General features: G+C 40.6%; 34 protein-coding genes. 1 reads left to right on the forward strand and 33 read right to left on the reverse strand.

Going from position 1 to position 22,337, the window contains the following annotated elements:
* Positions 1 to 132: 132 nt before the first annotated feature.
* The 31 genes from rpmE to tatC all read right to left on the reverse strand — a co-directional run bounded on the left by rpmE (position 133) and on the right by tatC (position 17,801).
* On the reverse strand, positions 133 to 381 hold the full coding sequence (gene rpmE, locus IQ215_RS04385; RefSeq protein WP_193800106.1) for a 50S ribosomal protein L31: 249 nt from the start codon (positions 379 to 381) through the stop codon (positions 133 to 135).
* A 126-nt stretch (positions 382 to 507) separates the two neighbouring features.
* A complete protein-coding gene (rpsI, locus tag IQ215_RS04390; protein WP_193800107.1) occupies positions 508 to 906 on the reverse strand; it encodes a 30S ribosomal protein S9 in 399 nt (132 codons plus the stop codon).
* Positions 907 to 908: 2 nt separating this feature from the next.
* Positions 909 to 1,364 carry a 50S ribosomal protein L13 gene (gene rplM / locus IQ215_RS04395; RefSeq protein WP_193800108.1) on the reverse strand — a complete coding sequence of 152 codons (456 nt, stop codon included), beginning with the start codon at positions 1,362 to 1,364 and terminating at the stop codon, positions 909 to 911.
* An 18-nt stretch (positions 1,365 to 1,382) separates the two neighbouring features.
* The gene (gene truA / locus IQ215_RS04400) at positions 1,383 to 2,201 is read right to left on the reverse strand and encodes a tRNA pseudouridine(38-40) synthase TruA (RefSeq protein ID WP_193800109.1); all 819 of its coding nucleotides are present in this window, start codon (positions 2,199 to 2,201) and stop codon (positions 1,383 to 1,385) included.
* A 23-nt stretch (positions 2,202 to 2,224) separates the two neighbouring features.
* A complete protein-coding gene (rplQ, locus tag IQ215_RS04405; RefSeq protein ID WP_193800110.1) occupies positions 2,225 to 2,575 on the reverse strand; it encodes a 50S ribosomal protein L17 in 351 nt (116 codons plus the stop codon).
* Between the two features lie 75 nt (positions 2,576 to 2,650).
* Positions 2,651 to 3,637 (reverse strand): DNA-directed RNA polymerase subunit alpha, encoded by a 987-nt coding sequence (locus IQ215_RS04410; RefSeq protein WP_193800111.1) that lies wholly within the window; start codon positions 3,635 to 3,637, stop codon positions 2,651 to 2,653.
* A gap of 120 nt (positions 3,638 to 3,757) precedes the next feature.
* Positions 3,758 to 4,150, reverse strand: a complete 393-nt coding sequence (rpsK, locus tag IQ215_RS04415; RefSeq protein ID WP_015223438.1) for a 30S ribosomal protein S11 — start codon at positions 4,148 to 4,150, stop codon at positions 3,758 to 3,760.
* A 178-nt stretch (positions 4,151 to 4,328) separates the two neighbouring features.
* Positions 4,329 to 4,709 (reverse strand): 30S ribosomal protein S13, encoded by a 381-nt coding sequence (rpsM, locus tag IQ215_RS04420; RefSeq protein WP_015223439.1) that lies wholly within the window; start codon positions 4,707 to 4,709, stop codon positions 4,329 to 4,331.
* Between the two features lie 83 nt (positions 4,710 to 4,792).
* Positions 4,793 to 4,906, reverse strand: coding sequence for a 50S ribosomal protein L36 (rpmJ, locus tag IQ215_RS04425; protein WP_015223440.1), 114 nt, complete (start codon positions 4,904 to 4,906; stop codon positions 4,793 to 4,795).
* 203 nt (positions 4,907 to 5,109) lie between these two features.
* Positions 5,110 to 5,337: a translation initiation factor IF-1 gene (infA, locus tag IQ215_RS04430; RefSeq protein ID WP_193800112.1), complete on the reverse strand. Its 228-nt coding sequence runs from the start codon at positions 5,335 to 5,337 to the stop codon at positions 5,110 to 5,112.
* A gap of 77 nt (positions 5,338 to 5,414) precedes the next feature.
* A complete protein-coding gene (locus tag IQ215_RS04435) occupies positions 5,415 to 5,969 on the reverse strand; it encodes an adenylate kinase (RefSeq protein ID WP_193800113.1) in 555 nt (184 codons plus the stop codon).
* A 135-nt stretch (positions 5,970 to 6,104) separates the two neighbouring features.
* Positions 6,105 to 7,418, reverse strand: a complete 1,314-nt coding sequence (gene secY / locus IQ215_RS04440) for a preprotein translocase subunit SecY (protein WP_193800114.1) — start codon at positions 7,416 to 7,418, stop codon at positions 6,105 to 6,107.
* Between the two features lie 241 nt (positions 7,419 to 7,659).
* Positions 7,660 to 8,124 (reverse strand): 50S ribosomal protein L15, encoded by a 465-nt coding sequence (gene rplO, locus IQ215_RS04445; RefSeq protein WP_193800115.1) that lies wholly within the window; start codon positions 8,122 to 8,124, stop codon positions 7,660 to 7,662.
* A 24-nt stretch (positions 8,125 to 8,148) separates the two neighbouring features.
* Complete coding sequence (gene rpsE / locus IQ215_RS04450) at positions 8,149 to 8,694, reverse strand: 30S ribosomal protein S5 (protein WP_015223445.1); 546 nt, start codon at positions 8,692 to 8,694, stop codon at positions 8,149 to 8,151.
* 12 nt (positions 8,695 to 8,706) lie between these two features.
* Positions 8,707 to 9,069, reverse strand: coding sequence for a 50S ribosomal protein L18 (gene rplR / locus IQ215_RS04455; protein ID WP_015223446.1), 363 nt, complete (start codon positions 9,067 to 9,069; stop codon positions 8,707 to 8,709).
* A gap of 2 nt (positions 9,070 to 9,071) precedes the next feature.
* Positions 9,072 to 9,611 (reverse strand): 50S ribosomal protein L6, encoded by a 540-nt coding sequence (gene rplF, locus IQ215_RS04460; protein WP_015223447.1) that lies wholly within the window; start codon positions 9,609 to 9,611, stop codon positions 9,072 to 9,074.
* 134 nt (positions 9,612 to 9,745) lie between these two features.
* The gene (rpsH, locus tag IQ215_RS04465) at positions 9,746 to 10,147 is read right to left on the reverse strand and encodes a 30S ribosomal protein S8 (protein ID WP_015223448.1); all 402 of its coding nucleotides are present in this window, start codon (positions 10,145 to 10,147) and stop codon (positions 9,746 to 9,748) included.
* Between the two features lie 29 nt (positions 10,148 to 10,176).
* Positions 10,177 to 10,719: a 50S ribosomal protein L5 gene (gene rplE, locus IQ215_RS04470; RefSeq protein WP_015223449.1), complete on the reverse strand. Its 543-nt coding sequence runs from the start codon at positions 10,717 to 10,719 to the stop codon at positions 10,177 to 10,179.
* A gap of 48 nt (positions 10,720 to 10,767) precedes the next feature.
* Complete coding sequence (gene rplX, locus IQ215_RS04475; RefSeq protein ID WP_015223450.1) at positions 10,768 to 11,124, reverse strand: 50S ribosomal protein L24; 357 nt, start codon at positions 11,122 to 11,124, stop codon at positions 10,768 to 10,770.
* Between the two features lie 3 nt (positions 11,125 to 11,127).
* The gene (rplN, locus tag IQ215_RS04480) at positions 11,128 to 11,496 is read right to left on the reverse strand and encodes a 50S ribosomal protein L14 (protein WP_015223451.1); all 369 of its coding nucleotides are present in this window, start codon (positions 11,494 to 11,496) and stop codon (positions 11,128 to 11,130) included.
* Between the two features lie 40 nt (positions 11,497 to 11,536).
* Positions 11,537 to 11,785: a 30S ribosomal protein S17 gene (gene rpsQ, locus IQ215_RS04485; protein ID WP_015223452.1), complete on the reverse strand. Its 249-nt coding sequence runs from the start codon at positions 11,783 to 11,785 to the stop codon at positions 11,537 to 11,539.
* Positions 11,786 to 11,803: 18 nt separating this feature from the next.
* A complete protein-coding gene (gene rpmC / locus IQ215_RS04490) occupies positions 11,804 to 12,025 on the reverse strand; it encodes a 50S ribosomal protein L29 (protein WP_015223453.1) in 222 nt (73 codons plus the stop codon).
* 6 nt (positions 12,026 to 12,031) lie between these two features.
* Complete coding sequence (gene rplP, locus IQ215_RS04495; protein ID WP_015223454.1) at positions 12,032 to 12,448, reverse strand: 50S ribosomal protein L16; 417 nt, start codon at positions 12,446 to 12,448, stop codon at positions 12,032 to 12,034.
* Positions 12,449 to 12,605: 157 nt separating this feature from the next.
* Positions 12,606 to 13,328: a 30S ribosomal protein S3 gene (gene rpsC / locus IQ215_RS04500; RefSeq protein ID WP_015223455.1), complete on the reverse strand. Its 723-nt coding sequence runs from the start codon at positions 13,326 to 13,328 to the stop codon at positions 12,606 to 12,608.
* A 31-nt stretch (positions 13,329 to 13,359) separates the two neighbouring features.
* The gene (gene rplV / locus IQ215_RS04505) at positions 13,360 to 13,713 is read right to left on the reverse strand and encodes a 50S ribosomal protein L22 (RefSeq protein WP_041234889.1); all 354 of its coding nucleotides are present in this window, start codon (positions 13,711 to 13,713) and stop codon (positions 13,360 to 13,362) included.
* A gap of 99 nt (positions 13,714 to 13,812) precedes the next feature.
* Positions 13,813 to 14,091, reverse strand: a complete 279-nt coding sequence (gene rpsS / locus IQ215_RS04510) for a 30S ribosomal protein S19 (protein ID WP_015223457.1) — start codon at positions 14,089 to 14,091, stop codon at positions 13,813 to 13,815.
* 53 nt (positions 14,092 to 14,144) lie between these two features.
* A complete protein-coding gene (rplB, locus tag IQ215_RS04515) occupies positions 14,145 to 14,987 on the reverse strand; it encodes a 50S ribosomal protein L2 (protein ID WP_015223458.1) in 843 nt (280 codons plus the stop codon).
* Between the two features lie 39 nt (positions 14,988 to 15,026).
* Positions 15,027 to 15,365 (reverse strand): 50S ribosomal protein L23, encoded by a 339-nt coding sequence (locus tag IQ215_RS04520; RefSeq protein WP_015223459.1) that lies wholly within the window; start codon positions 15,363 to 15,365, stop codon positions 15,027 to 15,029.
* Entirely contained in the window at positions 15,355 to 15,993 is a 639-nt protein-coding gene (rplD, locus tag IQ215_RS04525; protein ID WP_193800116.1) for a 50S ribosomal protein L4, read from the reverse strand. The genes IQ215_RS04520 and rplD overlap by 11 nt, the downstream gene beginning before the upstream one ends.
* Before the next feature lie 38 nt (positions 15,994 to 16,031).
* Entirely contained in the window at positions 16,032 to 16,715 is a 684-nt protein-coding gene (gene rplC / locus IQ215_RS04530) for a 50S ribosomal protein L3 (protein WP_193800117.1), read from the reverse strand.
* A 321-nt stretch (positions 16,716 to 17,036) separates the two neighbouring features.
* Entirely contained in the window at positions 17,037 to 17,801 is a 765-nt protein-coding gene (tatC, locus tag IQ215_RS04535) for a twin-arginine translocase subunit TatC (RefSeq protein WP_193800118.1), read from the reverse strand.
* Positions 17,802 to 18,082: 281 nt separating this feature from the next.
* On the opposite strand from tatC, the gene IQ215_RS04540 reads away from it, so the two are divergent.
* Entirely contained in the window at positions 18,083 to 20,242 is a 2,160-nt protein-coding gene (locus tag IQ215_RS04540; protein ID WP_193800119.1) for a tetratricopeptide repeat protein, read from the forward strand.
* Here IQ215_RS04540 and IQ215_RS04545 read toward each other — a convergent pair.
* Both IQ215_RS04545 and IQ215_RS04550 read right to left on the reverse strand, forming a co-directional pair.
* Positions 20,239 to 20,691, reverse strand: a complete 453-nt coding sequence (locus IQ215_RS04545) for a hypothetical protein (RefSeq protein WP_193800120.1) — start codon at positions 20,689 to 20,691, stop codon at positions 20,239 to 20,241. The genes IQ215_RS04540 and IQ215_RS04545 overlap by 4 nt on opposite strands.
* Positions 20,692 to 20,788: 97 nt before the next feature.
* A partial coding sequence (locus tag IQ215_RS04550; protein WP_193800121.1) for a hypothetical protein occupies positions 20,789 to 22,337 on the reverse strand: 1,549 nt, incomplete at its 5' end.

Below are 22,337 nucleotides of genomic sequence, written 5' to 3' on the forward strand. Positions count from 1 at the left end.
ATATGTTTTCTGAATCGGATTTGGCATCATATTATGGTGGTTTAGTTTGTTTTGTATAAATTCAGAAACTCCAATATAAAAAACCCCCCTCAAAATAAGAGAAGGGTTTGAATAGTAGCAATAAGGTCAAAACTATTTATTTTCTTCGGTTTTATTCTCTTTGGGTTGATTCCCTGAGAGCATACCGTATTTACGTAAGAAACGATCCACACGACCTTCAGCGTCAATAATTTTTTGAGTTCCAGTATAAAAAGGATGGTTTCCAGACCAAACCTCCACATTAATTTCGGGTCTAGTAGAACCAACGTGCATAACGACTTCACCGTTACAAATTACTTTGGCATCGGGATACCATTCAGGATGAATTCCAGACTTAGGCATTATTTTCTCCTAACTATAAATTGATAATAAATTATGAAAATGAACAAAATATTAAAAAGGAGTTTAAGTACACTTCAATTAACCAAATCGTTAATATAGCAGTACCTAAAACCTCCGTAAATAATATTAACGTTTAGAGAATTGAGGAGCTTTACGGGCTTTACGTAAACCGTATTTCTTACGCTCTTTCGCACGGGGATCACGGGTTAAATAACCTTCGGTTTTTAGGGGTTGACGATTTTCAGGATCAAGCTGACATAAAGCCCTAGCTACTCCTAATTTAACCGCATCCGACTGACCAGTTAAACCACCACCATGGGCATTAACTAAAATGTCATATTCACTTTCTAAACCTAGGGTTTCGAGGGGAGCTTTTACAGCTTGAATGTATCCTTGAATTTGTTGAAAATAATCAACAGCATCTTTTCCATTAACCGTAATTGATCCAGATCCTGGAACTAAACGAACACGAGCAACGGAAGCCTTACGGCGACCTGTTCCTAAGTAAACTACTTTATCAGACATTCTTATTTACCTCCTGCGGGAATGGTTTGGATGTTTAATGCTTCGGGTTGTTGTGCCTCATGGGGATGACTAGGCCCGGTGTAAACTTTAAGTTTAGTAAATAAACTACGTCCTAAGCTATTTTTAGGAAGCATTCCTTTAACTGCCACTTCGATAATTCTTTCGGGAATGCGGTTTTGTAATTTTTCAAAGGTTTCAGTTTTCATACCGCCTGGGCGCCCTGAATGGCGACGGTATAATTTTTGGGAGCTTTTGTTACCAGTTACTACAACTTTTTCGGCGTTAACAACGATAACGAAGTCTCCTGTATCTAGGTGGGGAGTAAAGTTAGGTTTGTTTTTACCTCTTAAAACGTTAGCAATTTCGGTGGCTAAACGTCCTAGACGTTGATTTTCGGCATCGACAACGAACCACTTTTTATCGATGTCTTCTATTTTGGGTACTGTTGTTTTATTCATTTTATTTGATGGTCAATTTTAACTAAAAGTAAAAATAGGTTGACTGTTATACCACACCGATTCGGGGATGGGAAACTCTGGATAATGAACTCTTAAAAAGCATAGTCCCTTGGCTGGTGCTGAGTATTTGACAAGATCTCGACGTTGATTGACCCAAATGTTTTTAAATTCTAAGGGCGATCGCACTCTAGATCCTACCTCCACTAACAATCCTACTAACAAGCGCACCATACCATACAAAAAACCACTGGCTTGAATCTCAATATGGATTAAGTCTTTGATTCTTTGGCAGGAGACATCTTGAACTTCTAAAAAAGAATGGGGACGGGGAGAACCTGCACGGCGAAAAGCACTAAAATCATGAGTCCCTAACAAAGGTTGTAAAGCCTCTGCCATGATTTCCGCATCTAAGGGGTGATGATAGTAATGCCAAGTAAAGGGTTTTAAGAATAAATTGGGAATTTTCCCAGTATATATAGTATAACGATAACGACGAGCTAAAGCGGAAAAACAAGCGTGCCAGTCTTGGCTAACCTCTGCCGATGCTCTGATCAAAACATCATCCCCTAGGCGAGTATTTAACACCTTTGCCCAACGTTCGGGGGGAATACTTGATACCGCATCAAAGTGAGCCACCTGAGCCGCTCCATGGACTCCACTATCTGTCCTACCTGCTCCATGAATGGTTACATCATGACCAAGGGTAAGGGCGATCGCCGTTTCAATTTCTTCCTGTATGCTACGATGATGAGGTTGTCTTTGCCAACCATGAAAGTTAGTACCGATATACTGAACTACCAAAGCAATTCTTTTTAAGTCAAGGTTAGAAGAATTCATCAGATCAATAGCCAAAGAAATAACTATACTAACTGAAGGATAGCCATTTCAGCATTATCCCCACGACGGTTTTTAGTACGAATTAAACGGGTATAACCACCGTTACGGTTGCCATAACGTTCCGCTGCTTTAGCAAAAATATCATTAACTAAATCCTTATCATAGATGAAGCCTAAAGCTCTTCTACGAGCTGCCACAGAACCATCCTTAGCTAAAGTGATCATTTTATCCGCAGTAGAACGAACAGCCTTAGCACGAGCCTTGGTAGTTACAATTTCCCCTTCTCTCAATAACTGAGTAGTCAAAGCCCTTAAAAGAGCCTTTCTTTGATCAGCAGGTAAACCCAACTGGGCTACCTTACGACGATGTCTCATGGATTTCCTCCTTAATAAATGATAAATAAAGATTTTTTGATCTTAGATTACTGTTCAAAAACAAGATTGATAACCCTAGGGTGTCGCAACAGGCTCTTGATTATCAATCAAATCCCCCGTCACATCTTTAGCCTTCCCTTCCGCTAAAGTGATGCCTAGACGCTGTTGTAAAGCCTCTATAACTTCCTCTGCTGACTTTTGACCAAAGTTTTTGATTTCTAATAAATCATCTTGGGAATACTCAAGTAAATCTGCCACGGTATTAATTTGAGCCCGTTTTAGACAGTTGTAAGCCCTTACAGATAGATTTAATTCTTCAATGGGAATTTGACTGGTAGGATCTTCCTCTACGGGTTGAACCTCAGTTTTTCCTCTGATGTTATCCACATCTTCTAAGGGAGTAAATAAACCTATTAAAATAGAGGCCGCCTCAGAAAGAGCTTCCTCAGGTTTCATACTGCCATTAGTCCAGATTTCTAAAATTAAGCGATCCGCTAACTGTCCTTCATGGCGTACTTCTTCCACCGTAAAGTTAACCTTAGAAACAGGCATAAATACTGAATCTATTTGCAGAAAATCAAGGGAAGAAGTTTCATCATTACCTTTCTCAATGGCACGATAACCCCTACCTTTTTCTACCTTAAATTCCATTTCTAATTTTGCACCCTTGCCCAAGGTACAAATATAGTGATTTGGTTCAATTATCTCAATCTCTGATGGTAAACTGAACTGAGCGGCGGTTACCGTGTCAGGACCTGTTGCCACCAAACGACCGATTTGGGGTGTGTCACTGTAGCTCTTAAACACGAGTTCTTTCATGTTTAGCATAATTTCCAACACATCTTCCCTCACCCCGTCAATCACAGCAAACTCGTGGTTAACCCCCGCAATTCTTACGGCAGTCACTGCTGCACCCTCTAAGTTAGATAAAAGAACCCTTCTCAAGGAGTTACCAACGGTAATGCCCTGACCTCTTTCCAAAGGTTCTAGGACAAACTTTCCGTATTGACCTTGATTTTTTTGAGTTTTATTTTCTAAACAGTCTATTTTAAACACAGCCACAGTGATTATTTCCTCGATGTATGAAGTCAGGTTTGGATTTGAGTTTTGATAAGTAACAGTTCTGTTGATTGATCCTAATTAGTGGTCGTGATAACAGCATAAATAGGACTGGAAACAAAACTATACTCTTCTTCTTTTCGGAGGACGACAACCATTGTGAGGAATGGGGGTGATGTCACGAATTAAAGTGATTTCTAATCCTGCTCCTTGTAATGCTCTAATGGCGGTTTCTCTTCCTGCCCCTGGTCCACTGACCATCACTTCTACTTGTTTCATACCGTTATCCATGGCGGTACGAGCGGCGCTGTCGGCAGCGGTTTGAGCCGCGAAAGGAGTTCCTTTTTTTGCGCCTTTAAAACCACTAGATCCCGCAGTTGCCCAAGAGATTACGTTGCCAGTGGTGTCGGTAATAGTAACAATGGTATTGTTAAATGTGGATTTGATGTAAGCAGTACCACTAGGAATATTTTTCTTTTGTTTTTTTGGACCTCCCCGTTTTGTGGGTTTTGCCATGGTTTTTTTACCTCTTTTACTGAATTTGTTTAATTTAGTTCTGGTTGTTAATTAATCTAATTTCTACTTTTAGGCACTAATTTTTTTTCTCCTCTGGGAAATCGCTAAGGGAAGAATAACAATATTTGGATGCAACGTTTTTCCGCCTATATGTTTTTGCTTCCACATAAACAATATTTTATTTCTTAGGAGCTTTTTTCTTCCCTGCAATAGCAACTCTGCGACCTCTACGGGTTCTGGCGTTGGTTTTGGTTCTTTGCCCTCTGACGGGTAAACCCTGACGATGACGACGACCACGGTAGGTGCCAATATCCCCTAGTCGCTTGATGTTCATCGCTTCTAAACGACGCAAATCCCCTTCTATTTGATAATTTTCTTCGATATGGGCTCTGAGTTTAGCAATATCTTCGTCACTTAAATCTTTAACTCTGGTATCAGGATTTACTCCTGTGGCAGCTAAGATTTTTTGTGAGGTTACTAAACCGATGCCGTATAAGTAGGTTAGTCCTATTTCTACTCGTTTATCACGAGGTAAGTCAATACCGGATATCCGTGCCATGTCTAATAGTTTCCTTTTGTTTCTTTATTTTTTCCCAATTTGGTCAACTTTTGGTTTTCTTAGGTTAAACTTGTGGTTAAAGTTTACCCTTGGCGTTGTTTATGTTTTGGGTTTTCGCAAATTACCATAACTCGCCCTTTACGGCGGATTACACGGCATTTGTCACAGATTTTTTTGACTGATGCTCTAACTTTCATAGTATTAGTTTACACTGCAAGCCTTTAATTATAACAATATTTTATTTTTGTGTCAAATATACTAATTTACCTATTTTCAGCTGTTTTCAACGGTTTTCCGAGAGCTTTTTTATGTCATGATTCTCTAACATTTTTATAATGATTAAAAAATAATTCTTTGAATTTTCCTCTCGATTTGTTGAATTTGAATCTGAAAATAAATATTATTTTTTCCCTTTGAGACGATAAGTAATTCTTCCTTTACTCAAATCATAGGGCGTGAGTTCTACTTTGACACGATCGCCCGGTAAAATTTTGATGTAATTACGTCTAATCTTCCCGGCGATATGGGCAAGTACGTTAAATCCATTATCTAAGTCCACACGAAACATGGCGTTAGGCAAGGATTCTGTTACGGTGCCTTCCATTTCAATCAGATCTTTTTTTGACATACAATAGTCCTCTTTATATTTTTTAAATCCTTGTTGATCATACCAAATCTCTTTGTTTTAAGAAATTACGGTTATGGTTAGGATTTCACTATTGTTTGTAAGTCGGTACTGATTTCTTCTAAGGTGCGATCGCCATTAACTGTTTTCAATAACCCTGTATGTTGATAAAAATCAATGAGGGGAGCAGTTTTCTGACGGTAAACCTCTAAACGGTTGGCGATGGTTTCCTCGTTGTCGTCTTTTCTGCCACGACCTAAAAGCCTTTGCATTAAAGTAGAATCAGGTACTGCGAGGTTAATTACTGCCGTACAATTTTGATCTAATCCCCTCAAGAGAGTGGAAAGAAACTCCGCTTGGGGAACATTACGGGGGAAACCGTCTAAAATCCAACCTTTCTGAGCATCATCTTGACTCAATCTATCTTTGATTAGATCAAGGATTAACTCATCGGGTACTAAATCGCCGTTATCCACATAGGATTTAGCTTTGATTCCTAAAGGAGTCTGCTGGGCGATCGCACTCCGTAAAATATCTCCAGTAGAAATGTGGGGAATACTCAAACCTTTTGCCAAAATCTCAGCCTGAGTACCCTTTCCTGCCCCTGGAGCTCCTAAAAAAATTAATCTAGTCATGTTTTCGTAATTGATAATTGATAATTGACAATTGACAATGAAATATTTACTTATCAGAATCAAATATCAGATGGCGTATAAATCACACCAAAGAAAAAAGGAATAGTAAAGCCCCCCAAAAGAGGGGAAAAGACTTTAGTCTTTAACCATACCTTCATAACGTTGAGAGATAACATAGGTTTGAACCTGTTTCGCAGTATCAATGGCAACCCCCACCAAAATCAGTAAAGAAGTAGCACCGAAACCTTGGAAAGTAGTTACTCCCGTCGCGCTTTCCACAAAAGTAGGCACAGTGGCCACGATGGTTAAGAAAATCGCCCCCAATAAAGTTAAACGATTTAAAACCCCTTCAATGTAAGCCACAGTAGCTTTACCCGGGCGAATCCCGGGGATACTAGACCCCATTTTCTTCAAGTTTTGGGCAATGTCTTCAGGATTAGAAATCAAAGAAGCATAAAAATAACTGAAGAAGATAATTAACACAGAGTAAACAACCACATACCAGATAGAACCTGGACGTAGTGCTAAAGCCACGTTGTTAATAAAACTGTTGAAAGGTGTACCATCGGCAAATCCTGCCACAGAAGATGGTAAAACCAAAACCGCAGAAGCGAAAATGATCGGCATTACCCCACCTTGATTAAGTCTTAAAGGTAGGTAACTGGTGCGCTCACGGTATAAGCGGCGCCCCACTTGACGCCGGGCAGAAATGATAGGAATACGACGAGTTCCTTCCTGTACAAAGACAATACCCACGATCATGACCAAGAAAACAAGGATGAGTAAGACAACCTGGGCGATCGCCTCCCGCCCTCCAGTTTGAGCATAATCGATAGTATTACCCAAAGTACGGGGTAATACCGCTACAATGTTGACAAAAATCAACAAAGAAGCACCATTTCCTAAACCCCTTTCAGTAATTAACTCAGACACCCACATCACAAACATTGAACCAGCAGCCAGAGCCAGTACTGTTTCAACAATAAAAATAGGACTATTATCCACTGCATAGGGGCGTAATAAACCGATAGTAATACCTGTGGATTGAATTATCGCCCAACCAAGAGCCACATAACGGGTGATTTGGGCAATTTTACGGCGTCCGGCTTCCCCTTCATTTTTCTGTAAATCCTCTAAAGCAGGAATCGCAGAAGTTAAAAGTTGAATGATGATAGAAGCATTAATGTAAGGTAAAATTCCCAACGCAAAAATCCCCACAGTAGCCAAACCGCCCCCCGTGAAGAGATCTAAAAAACCTAAAAAAGGTAAATTTTGAACCGCCGCTTCAAAAGCATCACGATCAATACCTGGTATGGGAATATAAATTCCCAAACGAACTACAATTAATAAACCTACCGTAATAAGCAAACGACTGCGAAGCCCTGCGGCTTGTGCCATTTGCATGAAGGTTTCCTGAGCAGTAGGTGTTTTTTCTCTGCTGACAACCATGATTTAAAATATCAATATAATGATGGTGAATAAATTACAATTAAGGGTCAAACAATGGACAATTGACAGTTAACAACTTGTAACCTGCAATCAGAATCCTCAAACCTAATCAGACTGATAGTTCTTATTCAGAACTTAAGTTAAATAAATAACCGTCTAAATTTAAGTTAAAAGTAATTAACCATCAATTGTCAATCACTTCCTATCAATTATTTGACCTCTCCCCTTAGTATCTTGACATTTATTGATCAGTATTGCCATGGTCAGGGGCGGAAATTGAACCACCAGCGGTCTCAATTTTCTCCTGAGCAGATTTAGACCAAGCAGCCGCCTTAACAGTTAAAGCAACTCCTAAATCTCCATTACCTAAAACTTTTAAAGGACCATCATTGGTGGTGATGATACCCGCATCCATTAAAGATTCTAGGGTAACTTCAGAATTAGCAGGTAAACCTGCCAACTTTTCTACGTTAATAATGGTGTATTCCTTACGATTGACAACAGTAAAGTGTTTTAACTTAGGTACTCGTCTGTAAAGGGGCATTTGTCCCCCTTCAAAACCCGGTTTAGTACCAGTACCAGAACGAGATTTTTGACCTCTCATCCCAAAACCGCCACTTGCACCCTGTCCAGCAGAAATACCTCTACCGATACGGCGACGACGCTTTTTAGATGAGGGTTTGGGTCCAATATTATGAAGTCTCATAGTTATTACTATTTAGCAATGGGCTTATGAATAAATTTGTTCTAAAGGAATATCTCTCTCTTGGGCAGCCTCAGAGAAACTACGGATTTGCTCAAGGGCATTAACCGCCGCACGAGCGTTATTGAGAGGATTATTAGATCCTTGTTGTTTAGCTAAAATATTTTTAATTCCTGCTAATTCTAAGACGGTACGCACGGCACCCCCTGCAATTACCCCAGTACCGGGAGCGGCGGGACGCATGAATACTTTTGCTCCACCAGCTACACCATTGCTGACATGGGTAATAGAACTAGCTTTGTTGATTTTAACGGTGATAAGGTGTTTTTTACCGTCGGTAACAGCTTTACGAACCGCATTAATTACGTCTCCTGCTTTACCAACTCCCACTCCCACCTGACCTTTTTCGTTGCCAACAACAACGATCGCACGGAAGCTAAGTTTTTTACCACCTTTAACAACCTTACTAACACGGCGGATTTGAACCACTCTTTCTTGCCAGCTGTTGTCTTTTTCTCTACGTTTTCTTTGTTTGCCTTTGCGTTGATCTTTTTGTTCGCGCTCTTTTGCCATGATGATTTCCTCTTAAAAGTTAAGACCTGTTTCACGGGCGGCATCAGCTAAGGCCTTGACTCGTCCATGGTATAAGTTACCACCACGGTCAAAAACTACTTTCTCAATGCCTTTGGATAATGCTCTTTGAGCGACTAATTTACCAACTTCAGCGGAAGCATCACAGTTGGAGCTAGAACCAAGTTTATCTCTTAATTCCTTATCCAAAGTAGATGCGCTCGCCAAGGTATGTTGGGCTACATCGTCAATTAATTGAGCATAAATATGTAAATTGGAACGAAATACGGCTAAACGAGGGCGTTCAGCGGTGCCAGTTACTTTTTTGCGAATGCGAAGATGGCGACGTTGGACTAGATTTTTACGGTTAATAGTCATAATTATTTCTTACCTGCTTTACCTACTTTACGTCTTACATATTCACCAGCGTAGCGAATACCTTTTCCTTTATAAACTTCAGGAGGACGAACCGCACGGATTTTCGCCGCCATGTTGCCTACTAATTCTTTATCAATACCGCTGACGACGACCTCGGTATTGCTGTTAACAGCAACGGAGATGCCTTCGGGCATTTGCATTTCTACGGGTTTAGAATAACCGACGTTAAGGGTTAATTTTGATCCTTGTGCTTGGGCACGATAACCTACCCCTTGAATTTCGAGTTTTTTCTCGAAACCTTGACTGACTCCGTCAATCATGTTGGCTACGAGGGTACGGCATAGGCCGTGTCTTTCTCTAGCTTTGCGGGAGTCGTTTTCACGGTTTACTTGGATGGTTTCCCCTTCTTGGACAACGGTAACCAAAGAGGGTAATTCTCTGGCCAGGTTGCCTTTAGGGCCGGAAACGCTAACGTTTTGACCGTTAATATCGACGTTTACTTTGGCAGGTATCGCTATGGGACGTTTTCCAATACGAGACATGATTTAATTTCTAAGTTCTAAATTGTGAATTTGTCTAAGCAATAAACAACTAATAATTTTCAATATTCTGTTTACAAAACCACAGGGGTTAGGAATTAAGTTATTGTTAATTGTCCATTGTTTATTGTCAATTGTTACCAGATGTAGCAGAGAATTTCTCCGCCGATACCTTGTTTTCTGGCTTCTCTGTCGGTCATGATGCCGTGGGAAGTAGAAATAATTGCTACCCCAATACCACCGAGGACTCTGGGTAAGTCTTTTTTCTTACTATAAACCCTTAAACCGGGGGTACTTACTCTACGGATGTTATGAATAATAGGCTGACGATTTCTGCCTTTGTATTTTAAGGAGAGTACGATGTCTTTTTTTACTCCTTCGCCGACTTCTTCGTAAGTGCCGATAAAGCCTTCGGTTTTTAATACCTCAGCGATACTGCGAGTCATGCGAGTGCTGGGGATTGCCACGGTCGGGTGGCGTACGGCACAAGCGTTACGAATACGAGTCAGCATATCTGATATGGTGTCGTGTGCTGGCATTCTTTCTTCTTTTCCTCTATTACCTTATATTATTTGTCACGGAAGGGCATTCCCATCTCTTTTAGTAATGCGCGCCCTTCTTCGTCGGTGTTGGCGGTGGTGATAATGGAAATATCAAAACCTCGAATTTGATCGATACTGTCGTATTCGATTTCGGGGAAGATTAACTGTTCACGCACCCCTAAGCTGTAGTTTCCTCGACCGTCGAAACTTTTGGGGCTTACGCCACGGAAGTCACGAATACGAGGTAATGCTAGGCTAATGAGACGATCTAAGAAAGCGTACATTTTATCAGATCTTAAGGTTACCATGGCTCCTACAGGCATTCCTTGACGGATTTTAAAACCTGCGATCGCCTTTTTAGCACGGGTAACGACGGGCTTTTGTCCAGTAATAATCGCTAGTTCACTAAGTGAGGACTCTAGTGCTTTAGCGTTCTGAGAAGCCTCTCCTAAACCTCTATTGATAACAACTTTGGTGATCTTAGGAACTTGGTGGATATTAGTATAACCAAACTGCTCCTTGAGTTTAGGAGTGATAGTTTCTTGATAATAAGTTTTTAGTCTTGACATTGCTTTGGTTACTGATGGTTATAAAGTAGTACCGTTATGCTCATTGAATTAATCAATGATTTCGCCAGTTTTTTTCAATTTTCTCACCTTTTTACCTTCTTCAGTAATGACATAGCTAATGCGACTAGCTACTTTTTCTTTTTCAGAATAAAGCATTACTTTGGAGCTATGAATGGGGGCTTCATAGGTGGTGATTTGACCAGATTCCCCTTGTTGACGGGGTTTGACGTGTTTGGTTCTGATGTTAACCCCTTTGACGATGACGGTGCTATCTTTGGGGATGGCTCTGAGGATTTCTCCTACTTTACCCTTGTCTTTGCCAGAGATGATTTGCACGGTATCACCTTTTTTGACGTGCATTTTATGTCTGGCGGGGGTGGTTTTGCTTTGATTTGCTGATCTCATGGTTTAGAGTACCTCCGGAGCTAAAGAAATGATCTTGGTGAAGTTGCGATCGCGCAATTCCCTCGCCACAGGACCAAATACACGGGTACCTCTGGGGTTGTTATCTTTGTTGATAATCACGGCGGCATTGTCATCAAAACGAATGCTCATACCGCTTTCACGACGTAAAGAGTGTTTGGTGCGTACGATTACCGCGCGAACGATGTCAGATTTTTTCACTGCCATATTAGGAATTGCATCCTTGACGACGGCAATAATTACGTCACCGATGCCACCGTAAGTACAGTTACCGGTGGATAACACTCTTAAGCACATAATCTTACGAGCGCCACTGTTATCGGCTACGTTTAGGTAACTTTGTTGTTGAATCATTTTTATTAGTGAATTGATTGCAAAAGGTCGAAAACCAACATTAAATAGCTTTAGTGCTGATAATTTCCGCCAATTCCCAGCGTTTGGTTTTGCTGAGGGGACGGGTTTCTCTGATTCTCACGCGATCGCCCTCTTGACATTGATTTTCGGGATCGTGTGCTTTGTACTTTTTAGTTTTAACGACAATTTTGCCGTATTTAGGATGGGGGGAACGGTTTTCAACGGCAACAACAGCGGTTTTATCCATTTTGTTGCTAACTACTACCCCTACTCTTTCTTTTTGTGCCATGGATTATTTACTCACTCCTTATGCTTGAGTAGTGTTGGAAACTCCTCTTTGACGTTCACCTTGAACGGTCAATAATTGAGCAATCCAACGTTTAGTGTGCTTAAATTGATGAGGTGTTTCGAGGCGACCAGTGGTTTGCTCTAATCTTAGTTGAAAGAGCTTTTTCTTGGCGTTAACGATCTCTTGAGCGAGTTCCTCATCATTGAGTTTTCTTGCATCTGCGACTTTAGGAAAAGCCATAATTTCTTAGTATTCCTCCGATCTGGTAATAAACTTAGTTTTGATGGGAAGTTTTGCAGCAGCGAGGCGCATTGCTTCTCTAGCGGTAGCTTCAGGGATACCAGCAATCTCAAACATAATACGACCGGGTTTTACTACGGCTACCCAGTATTCAGGGTTACCTTTACCAGAACCCATACGGGTTTCAGCAGGACGCATAGTAACGGGTTTGTCGGGGAAAATGCGGATCCATATTTTACCACCACGGCGCACATAACGGGTAATAGCCCGACGTGCCGCCTCAATTTGGCGAGAGGTGATCCAACAGGGTTCAATGGCTTGTAGAGCGTAATCCCCAAAATTAATGGAGTTACCTCTATAAGCATTCCCCGTCATTCTGCCCCGATGTTGTTTACGGAATTTCGTTCTTCTTGGACTTAACATAGTTTTCAGTTAATAGTTCAGAATTGCTCTCTAAAAGAGCTTGGGCTTAAAAAATTAAGACATGAAACTTGGGCTATGGACATCTCCAATGATGGGCATTTTAAAGGCTAAAGCCTTTACTACAAGCCAACGAAAAATAATTTATGGAGAAGTCTAATTACTCGGATCTGTCTTCAAATTTTTGGCGACGAGGCTGTCTGCGCTCACGATTACCACGAGGTGCAGGGGTTTCTAAGTTTTCTTCACCGGGGATAACTTCACCTTTAAAAATCCAGACTTTGATGCCTAGGATTCCATAAATGGTGGAAGCTGTACGGTAACAGTAGTCGATGTCCGCACGGAGTGTATGGAGGGGAACACGTCCTTCTCTGATCCACTCGCTACGGGCAATTTCAGCACCGTTCAAACGTCCGCTCACCTGAATCTTGATGCCTTTTACTTCAGCTTTTTCGGCTCTTTGGAGAGCTTGTCTGACTACACGACGAAAAGATACCCTTCTCTCGAGTTGAGAGGCGATAAATTCTGCCATGAGAGCGGCATTAGCATCAACATTGGCAACCTCGATGACATTAACACGAAATTGACGCTGATTTTTAAGTAAACCTTGTAAATCAGTGCGTAGTTTTTCGATGCCAGCGCCACCTTTACCCACAACTACCCCAGGACGGGCGGTATGGATAGATAGGTCGATTTGATCGGCTTTGCGGTCAATTTTGACTTCAGCAATGGAAGCATTACTGAGGTTTTTGTCAATGTACTGACGAATTAAATGGTCTTCTTGAAGAAGTTGGGGATATTCTTTCGGATCTGCATACCAACAAGATAAATGCTCTTTGGTAATACCGAGACGAAAACCCACTGGATGTACTTTTTGTCCCATATTATTTTTCTAGTTCTTTTCTTGTGGTTTACTATGCCTGGGGTGCTACTGCTACGGTGATGTGGCAGGTGCGTTTACGAATTTGATATGCACGACCTTGGGCGCGGGGGCGGTAACGTTTTAAGGTAGGGCCGCCATCGGCGTAAGCGGTGCTTACTACTAAGGTGGTGGGATCTAATCCTTGGTTATGCTCGGCATTGGCAACCGCAGAACGAAGAACTTTAATGATAGGTTCACAAGCTCTGTAGGGCATGAATTCGAGAATAATTAATGCTTCTCGGTAGCTACGCCCACGAATTTGATCTAATACCCTTCTCACCTTGGAGGGTGACATTCTGATGTAACGGGCGATCGCTTTTACTTCTTGGCTGGTATCAACCTCGATTTTTTCCTTTTGTTTCGGCATGATAGTTTGTTCAATAATTAATATTGCTAGTAGGAAAATTGATGAAGACTCATCAACTAAAATCCTGAACCGACTGCTTTATCTTCTTGCCTTTTTGTCACTTTTAGCGTGACCTCTAAAGGTGCGAGTCGGAGCAAATTCTCCCAATTTATGACCAACCATTTGCTCGGATACGAAAACGGGTACGTGGGTACGACCGTTATGTACAGCGATGGTATGACCGATCATTTGGGGGAGAATGGTAGAAGCCCTTGACCAAGTTTTAACTACTTGCTTCTCTCCTTTTTCGTTTAGTTTTTCGATTTTGGAGAGCAGACTATCGGCTATAAATGGTCCTTTTTTTAATGAACGACTCATAAACTTTTTTTACTGTGATAGTGAAAATATCTGTTTTTATCTTCCTAACCGTCTTATTTACCCTTGTTAGAGTTACGACGACGGACGATATATTTGTTGCTGAGTTTCTTCTTCTTACGAGTTTTCTTACCTAAAGCAGGTTTACCCCAAGGAGAAACAGGGCCGGAACGACCAATGGGGGCGCGTCCTTCACCACCACCATGGGGGTGATCTACAGGGTTCATCGCACTTCCTCTTACATGGGGTCTAATACCCAAGTGTCTTGTTTTACCAGCTTTTCCGAGTTTGAGGTTTCTGGCTTCGATATTTCCTACTCGACCGATAGTAGCGTAGCATTCTTTACGAATCATACGTACTTCTTTAGAAGGTAGCTTGATGGTGACATAATCACCTTCTTTTGCCATTAACTGAGCAAAACCACCGGCGGCACGGACGATTTGACCACCTTTACCAGCGCGCATTTCAATGTTATGAATTTCAGTACCTAAAGGAATTTTACCTAAAGGTAAGGCGTTACCGATTTCGTAAGGGGCCTCTTCACTAGCAACGATGGTTGCTCCGATTTGGATTCCCGCAGGGGCTAAGATATATCTTTTTTCGCCATCTTCGTACTGCACAAGGGCAATACGAGCGTTACGGTTTGGATCGTACTCAATGGCTAAGACTTCGGCGTTAATATCGCGCTTGTCTCTTTTGAAATCGATGATACGATATAGTTTTTTGTGACCGCCTCCACGGTGGCGACTGGTGATAACCCCACGATTGTTACGTCCTTTTTTTCTATGAACGTATTTCGTTAAGGACTTTTCTGGCGTACTTTTAGTAATTTCGGAAAAGTCAGAGGTTACTGCTTGTCTTCTTCCGGGGGTATATGGTCTGTATGTGCGAACACCCATAGTTCTGTTATATTTATCAGTTTTCGGTGAACAATTCCCTTAGAGATCAGGGAAGAATGTGCTTTGTAAGGAGTCTCCCTCGGCAAGGGTGACAATAGCCTTTTTATATTGTGGTTTGTAGCCTACATTTTGACCGACTCTGCGTTTTTTGCGAGGTTGGTTCATGGTGTTGACTTTGACCACTTTGACTTCAAATAAGCTCTCGATGGCTGCTCTGATTTGAGGTTTAGTCGCTTGTTTTACGCACTCAAAGACATACTTATTATCTTCCATCATATAAGTAGCTTTTTCGGTAACGATGGGGCGAATAATTAAATCGGCGAGTTCAGCTTCGCTTTTTCTTACTGCGGTCGTTTTTCCGTATCTTTTATTCGGCATTGTAAACCTCCTGTATTTTTGCTAATGCGTCAGAGGTAACAACTATTTTGTCAGCGTTAAGAATGTCGTAAATATTCAAACCGTCGTGGTTGATCATTTTGACATTGCCAAGGTTTCTGACGGACAAATAGACGTTGTCGGAGGTAGGTTCGGTTACTACTAACAAGATTTTGCAGTGTTGATCAACTCCCCAACGGCTGAAGGCTTCTAAAATAGTTTTGGTTTTAGGAGCTTCGATTTGTTGGTTGAAGTTTTCTACGACAACTAAATCTTCGCTTCTGCTGATGAAGGCAGTACGGAGGGCTAACCGTCTTTCTTTACGGTTCATTTTCATATTGTAGTCTTTGGGTTTGGGTCCAAAGATAACACCACCGCCACGCCATAAGGGTGAACGGATGGATCCTGCTCTTGCTCTTCCTGTTCCTTTTTGTCGCCAGGGTTTACGACCACCACCACGCACTTCGGCTCTGGTTTTGGTGGATGCTGTGCCTTGACGCTGATTATGTAGTTGACGTACTAGGGCGCGGTGAACAATATGCTCGGCGTTTTCTTCTTTGGCGATTCTCATTTCTAAGGTCGCTTCGCCGACTTGTTCTCCTTGCCAATTTTTTACTACACAATTAACCATAATTTTTAATTTGATATTTTTTGTAACTGTGTGTTAATTTACTGTTTCCCAACAATGGTGGCGGGAGTAATACTAACTAAATTTCCTGTTTTACCAGGGATTGCTCCTTTGATAAGAAGTAGGTTGCGATCGCTATCTACCTTAACAACGGTAAGTTTGCGAACTTTGATATTGGTGTTACCATAACGACCTGCCATTCTTTTTCCGGGGTAAGTACGACCGGGGGTTGTCCCTGCACCAGTAGAACCGGGGAGACGATGGTTTTTAGAACCGTGGGTCATATTACCTCTTTTGAAATTATGGCGTTTTTGATAACCTGCAAAACCTCTACCGATGGTTTTACCGCCAACATCAACGAGATCACCTTCGTTGAAGAAATCTGCTCCGATGGTTTGTCCTAGTTCATAGGAACTAACATCATCAAGACGGTATTCTTTGAGGTGACGTAAAGCGGGAAGTCCTTTGGTACTTAAGTGACCGTCTTCGGCACTGGTTAAGTATTTGTTTACTTCTTTTGCTTCTTTGGTGTTTAAGCTACGTTTGCGATCTGGCAACTCGTCATAACCGAGTTGGAGCGCTACATAACCGTCTTTTTCTTTAGTTTTGATTTGAGTAACTCGACATGGTCCTGCTTGTACCACAGTTACAGGAATTGCTACTCCTGTTTCTTGGTCAAAAACGGTGGTCATGCCTAGTTTTGTACCTAGTATGCCTAAGCTCACGGGATGTATCCCTCTAAATTACTAAACAACAGGGTTATTTTCAGGGAAAGATATTCTTTCTTGCTGATGAGTAACTGTCTGCAGGGTAAAAGTTAATTTAATTTGGTTGCATGGCAACTTTCATTAAATCGGTTCTTTTTTCCATTATGAACAGACATTCTTTAAACTTACTAACCTGCTTGAAGGTGTAGTAAAGAGCCTTTTCTACCCTAATAGACTTAAAAATTCTAATAAAAATTTCCAGTATCTTTAGGAGGCTAGTTTATCTTTTTTCGTCACAAACAAACATTATAAACCATTAACGGACAATACCGCAATAGTTTATTTTCCAATTAATTTTACGGTGGCAATACCGCCAAAATAGAGGGCTAAAACGGCTCCACCAAGGAGACATTGAGTTAGGGGGTCGGTGGATGGGGTGACGATCGCCCCGATGATTACTGCTCCTAATATGACTATACGCCATCCTGATAACATTTGTTGGGAAGATACTAAGTTTAGTTGACCGAGTAACAGTTGAATAATGGGAATTTGAAAGGTTAACCCCGTAAAAAACATGAGGGATAAAACAAATTTAAAATATCGATCAATAGACCAAGACTGCTCTACCACATCTCCGCCGTAGCTTATAAAAAAGTTAAGGGCTGCGGGAATAAGTAAAAAATAGGCAAAACCTAAGCCAACAAAAAATAGGATACTTGAACCGAATACGACAGGGGCGAGAAGTTTTCTTTCTTTTCTGGTTAATCCAGGTACAACAAATTGGACTATTTGATAAATAATCATGGGACTTGCCACTAAAATCCCTGTATAACCTGCCACTTGAAAAGAGACGAAAAAGAATTCTCCGGGGGCTAGTTGTAGAAATTTAACCCCTTGAGCGGGGATTTCTAGCCAACCAACAATGGGGCGAACGAAGGCAAAACAGGCGATCGCACCTACCAATACAGAAATAAGACTAATAAAAAGACGGGTTCTTAATTCTTCGAGATGGTCAAAGAATGACATTTCAGCGGGCTCGGGAATTTGCTCCCAATAGTCTTGATTTTTTTCTACATTGACAGTGACGGATTCTTTAGTTGCCATGGATGATTATGTAAAGATCTTCTTGATGTCTAATAGGTTATTTTAACCCTTATTTTCTATAATACGGGAAATTAAGACTGAATGTGATTTTAAAGCAAAGTTTGTATTATTTTTGTTTTTAATTGTATTTTTTAAAAATGATTAACAATGGATAATCTGAAGTTTTTTATTAAAAATTAAAAACAGGGTGTAAAAAACATTAATAGATTCAAAAGCAGTTGTTATTATAATCAATAACCCCAAGTCTTTTTTTGCTTCTAAAACAATATATTTTAAAGAAGATGAAACCCTGCTACTGTATCAATCCCCGTTGTCCTCAACCTGATCATCCTGATAATAATAACCCTACTAGCCGTTACTGTTATAGTTGTGGCTCAGAATTACTTTTAAATGGAAAATATAGGGTTAGTCGTTTACTTAGCGATGATAGTGGATTTGGTATAGTTTATGAAGTCTTTGAAGGATTTGAACCAAAAATATTAAAGGTTTTACAAAGGAGATGGAATAAACAACCCAAGGCAGTGGAATTATTTGAAAGGGAATACGAAGTATTACTTACTTTAACCAAGGAAAATATTAAGGGAATTCCCCAAGCAGAAGATTTCTTCGAGTATCAACCGAGGGATGAGAAGAATTTATATTGTTTGGTGATGGAAAAAGTAGATGGGATGGATTTAGAAAAATGGGTACAAAAAAACGATAAAATCAGCCAAAAACAAGCCTTAAAGTGGTTAAAAGAAGTTACTTTAATTTTGCAAAAAATCCATGAACATAATTGGTTTCATCGAGACATAAAACCGGCCAATATCATGATGCGTAATAGTGGTGAATTGGTGTTGATTGATTTTGGTACGGCAAGGGAAGAAACTCAAACCTACTATCAAAAAATGGAGGGGCAACAATTAACAGGTATTGTTTCCACTGGCTATACTCCCAATGAGCAACAAAACGGTCAATCGGTGGTACAGTCGGACTTTTTTGCCTTAGGGCGAACCTTTGTTTATTTATTGACGGCGCAACATCCTTCTTCTTTATATGATCCTTATAAGGATATTTTAAGTTGGAGACAGGAGACAGAGAATGTGGATAAGCCATTGTTGGATTTTATTGATCATTTGATGGCAAAATTTCCTCAAGATAGACCAAATAATACGGAAGCGATTCTTAAAGATTTGGATAATCTTAATCAAAGATTGCAAACTCGTGCAAGTAAGGGTAGTTTGGTGCAAAAAATATTGACTACCACTCAAGAAATAGTGACTAAGAGGGTTGCTCCCGTTTCGGCAGCTGAGGCTACTAGACAGGTGGGAAATATTAATTTGAGTAAGGGGGTTACGGGGGGAAGTTTGGCCCATCATCGTAATAAGTTGATTATTGGGGCTGGGGTAGTTTTGTTGGGGGTTGTTTGGTTGTTGGGGGATTTTAATTTTCTGCGATTTGCCAGGGTAAATTCTGGTACTTCGGAAATGGATGGTGTGGAAAATCTCAGTGGGGTGGAGGAGGTGGAAGATTCTCCTGATAGGGCAGTGGAGGTTGATGGGGATGATTCTGTTGATTTAGGTGAGGCGGAAGATTTTTATAATCAGGGAAATTTTCTTCGTGATAGGCAGGATTACGCACAGGCCATTGAGCAATATACAAGGGCTATTGAGATTAATGGTGATTATGTGGATGCTTTTTATAATCGTGGTTTGACCTATGCTGATTTGGAGGATTATGATCGGGCGATCGCCGATTACACCCAGGCCATTGAAATTGATCCTGAATATTTAGATGCTTATAATAATCGGGGTATTCTTTATGCTAGTTTGGAGGATTATGATCGGGCGATCGCTGATTATACTCAGGTGCTTGAGATTAATCCTAATTATGTTCTTGCGCATAATAATTTGGGGGTTGCTTATGATCGTTTAGAAAGGTTTGAGGATGCGATCGCCAGTTATACTAGGGCTATTGAATTAAATCCTGAATATACTTTGGCTTATAGTAATAGGGGGCTTTCTTACAATAGTTTGGGGGATTATGAGAGTGCTATTAGTAATTTTGATCAAGCCCTTAATCTTGAGCCCAATAATGATAATGCTTATTATTATCGGGGTAATGCCCATAATAATTTAGGTGAATATCAAGAGGCGATCGCCGATTATACCCAAGCCCTAGAAATTGATAGTAATAATGTTCTTGCCTATAATAATCGAGGTATATCTTACTATAATTTAAATTCATGTTCAGAGGCGATCGCCGATTACAACAGAGCCTTGGAAATTAATCCTGATTATCCTAACTCTTATTACAATCGTGCTTTGTGTCATCGTGACTTAGGGGAAAATCAAAGCGCCCTTGCCGATTTTGGTAGAGCAGCTCTTTTGTATCAACAAGAGAATAATAATGCTAGTTACCAAGATGCGATCGCTGAAATTGAAAAACTATCCTCTAACTAACCATTTTTATAAGGCCATTTCCCAAACCACTCACCGCCTCTAAACCTCCAGCTTGTAAACAAAAGACGCATGATTACCCAAGCACAAATATAATTGCTTAACCACACCAAGCCGTAATGGATCAAAAAAATTAACCCATCAAAACTATCACCATCAATCCATGGTAAACCCACCACCTTAATCAAAAAAAATAAAAATAATCCTTCCACAATTCCAGCCCCCAATTGTAAAATCCCAGGCCAATCATGATCCCATAAAAATCGCTGTAAATAATCATAAAGTAAATCCCATAAAATACCAAAGATTGCCACATATAACAGCACAAAAAAATAAACCAAATCTCCCCCATGTCCTCCCAAACCTAAATAGAATGGGAAACTAGAAACCATACCCACCGTTGCTAAAAGAAATAACCTGGTTTGCCAACGTCCAAATAATGTAGGTAACATAACAACTAAATTTTTAGAATGTTTAAATGTGACAAAAAATAACTTGGGAAAATAAATCCACCAATAAAAGTAAAAATAATTTTTTAGTAAACTCCAATTAAGGCTCTTGATTATTTGCCCACCTATACCACTGCATCAAAGAATAAAGCCCCACAATATAACCCACATCAGGAGCATTCAAAAGAGCTAAACTTTCAATAATACGATGGGCAGAATATTGTAAACCTAAAAAAGTATCCACCCCAGCATAGGGGCCACCAAGGGTGATGATACCGTTTGCATAAACCTTGCCATTACCATTTCGCATTTTAGGGATTTCAAAATCATTGGCAACATCTAATCTGCCTTGAATATTTAACGGTAATTGATAATGATGCACTAAATCATTTAATAATGGGCTTTGAAGAGGATCAGAAACCAATCCGGTACAGTCAATAATAAAATCAGCATGGATAGTATTTTCACCCTTATTAGTTAATAAAGTGCTAATGACTCCCCCATTAATATCAGGCTTTACGTCCTTAACTAATCCGTATTTAATTTCATACCATCCCTCTTGTAAACCTTGTTTGATAATTTGACGCCAAGGCTTACGACTACTGGTGGTTGTTCCTCCCCAGATTTGTAATAGTTCCCGTCGTCGATGAGGGGTCGCTTCTTCTAACATTTTACGCATATCACCTCCCCAAGTTGCTTTTGGCCAATTATAGGGCTGAAATTCCCAATCATTTTCTACCCCCCGTTGAGCCATGCCATATTGATTACCCCTTCTTGGTTCTCGATTCATGTGAATAATTTTTAGGTGTGGATTAATTTTGTAAACTAAGTAAAGTCGATCCATAATTTGGGAAGCCACAATCCCAGATCCTCGAATAATTACAGTTCCCCCTTTTTTTTCTAACTGTTCATAAACATGGTCATGGGGTTCGTATCCTTGGACGACCGATTTTAGATCACCTGTATTATCTCGATAACGTTGTAAGTCGGGAAGAAGTTTTAGGGCTGGATAACCTGTGCAAATGTGGACAAAGTCAGCAATGATAAAACGATGATCAGTTTGCCCGAATTTACTGGCAGAATAGGCAATACAATAGCGTCCATCTTCTGTTTTGCGAATGGCTCTAGCACTGCCTTGGCTAAATATTTGTGGCCAACCGATGCGCTGGGTTTCTCGATCTATGGAGTGAAAAACGTTATCCGCAATGGGGGTGTAGGTGTCGGCTAAAACAGGTTCGGCAAATACTTGCCATAGACAGGTAAATGCTTGGTTAAGATGTCCTGATAAGAGTTCTTGCCATGCTTCTCTGAGGGCGTAACCAGGCCAACCCCAGAGGTTATCGGGGCATGAGTCTGAGCCTGATCTAATTCTTTTGTAACGGAATATTTGACAGTTGCGTAATAATCTTTCGTATCTACCGTAGGGAAGAGAATTTAAACCGATAACGGCGATTTTTTCTTTGGGTACTCCTGCTATGCGTAGATGATCTACATAAGCAAAACTACCTAACCCGCCACCGATGGAAACATAGGTTACTTCTTTAATGGGTAAGCTGGTTTTTTGTAAAGCACCGAGGGATATTTTTTCTTCTTTAAATATTTCATGGGGGGGGAAGATATTTTGGGGTATTGGGGGGGATGGGTTAGGG

Origin of the sequence: Cyanobacterium stanieri LEGE 03274, from assembly GCF_015207825.1 — a bacterium.
In the GTDB taxonomy this organism is placed as follows: Bacteria; Cyanobacteriota; Cyanobacteriia; order Cyanobacteriales; family Cyanobacteriaceae; genus Cyanobacterium; species Cyanobacterium stanieri_B.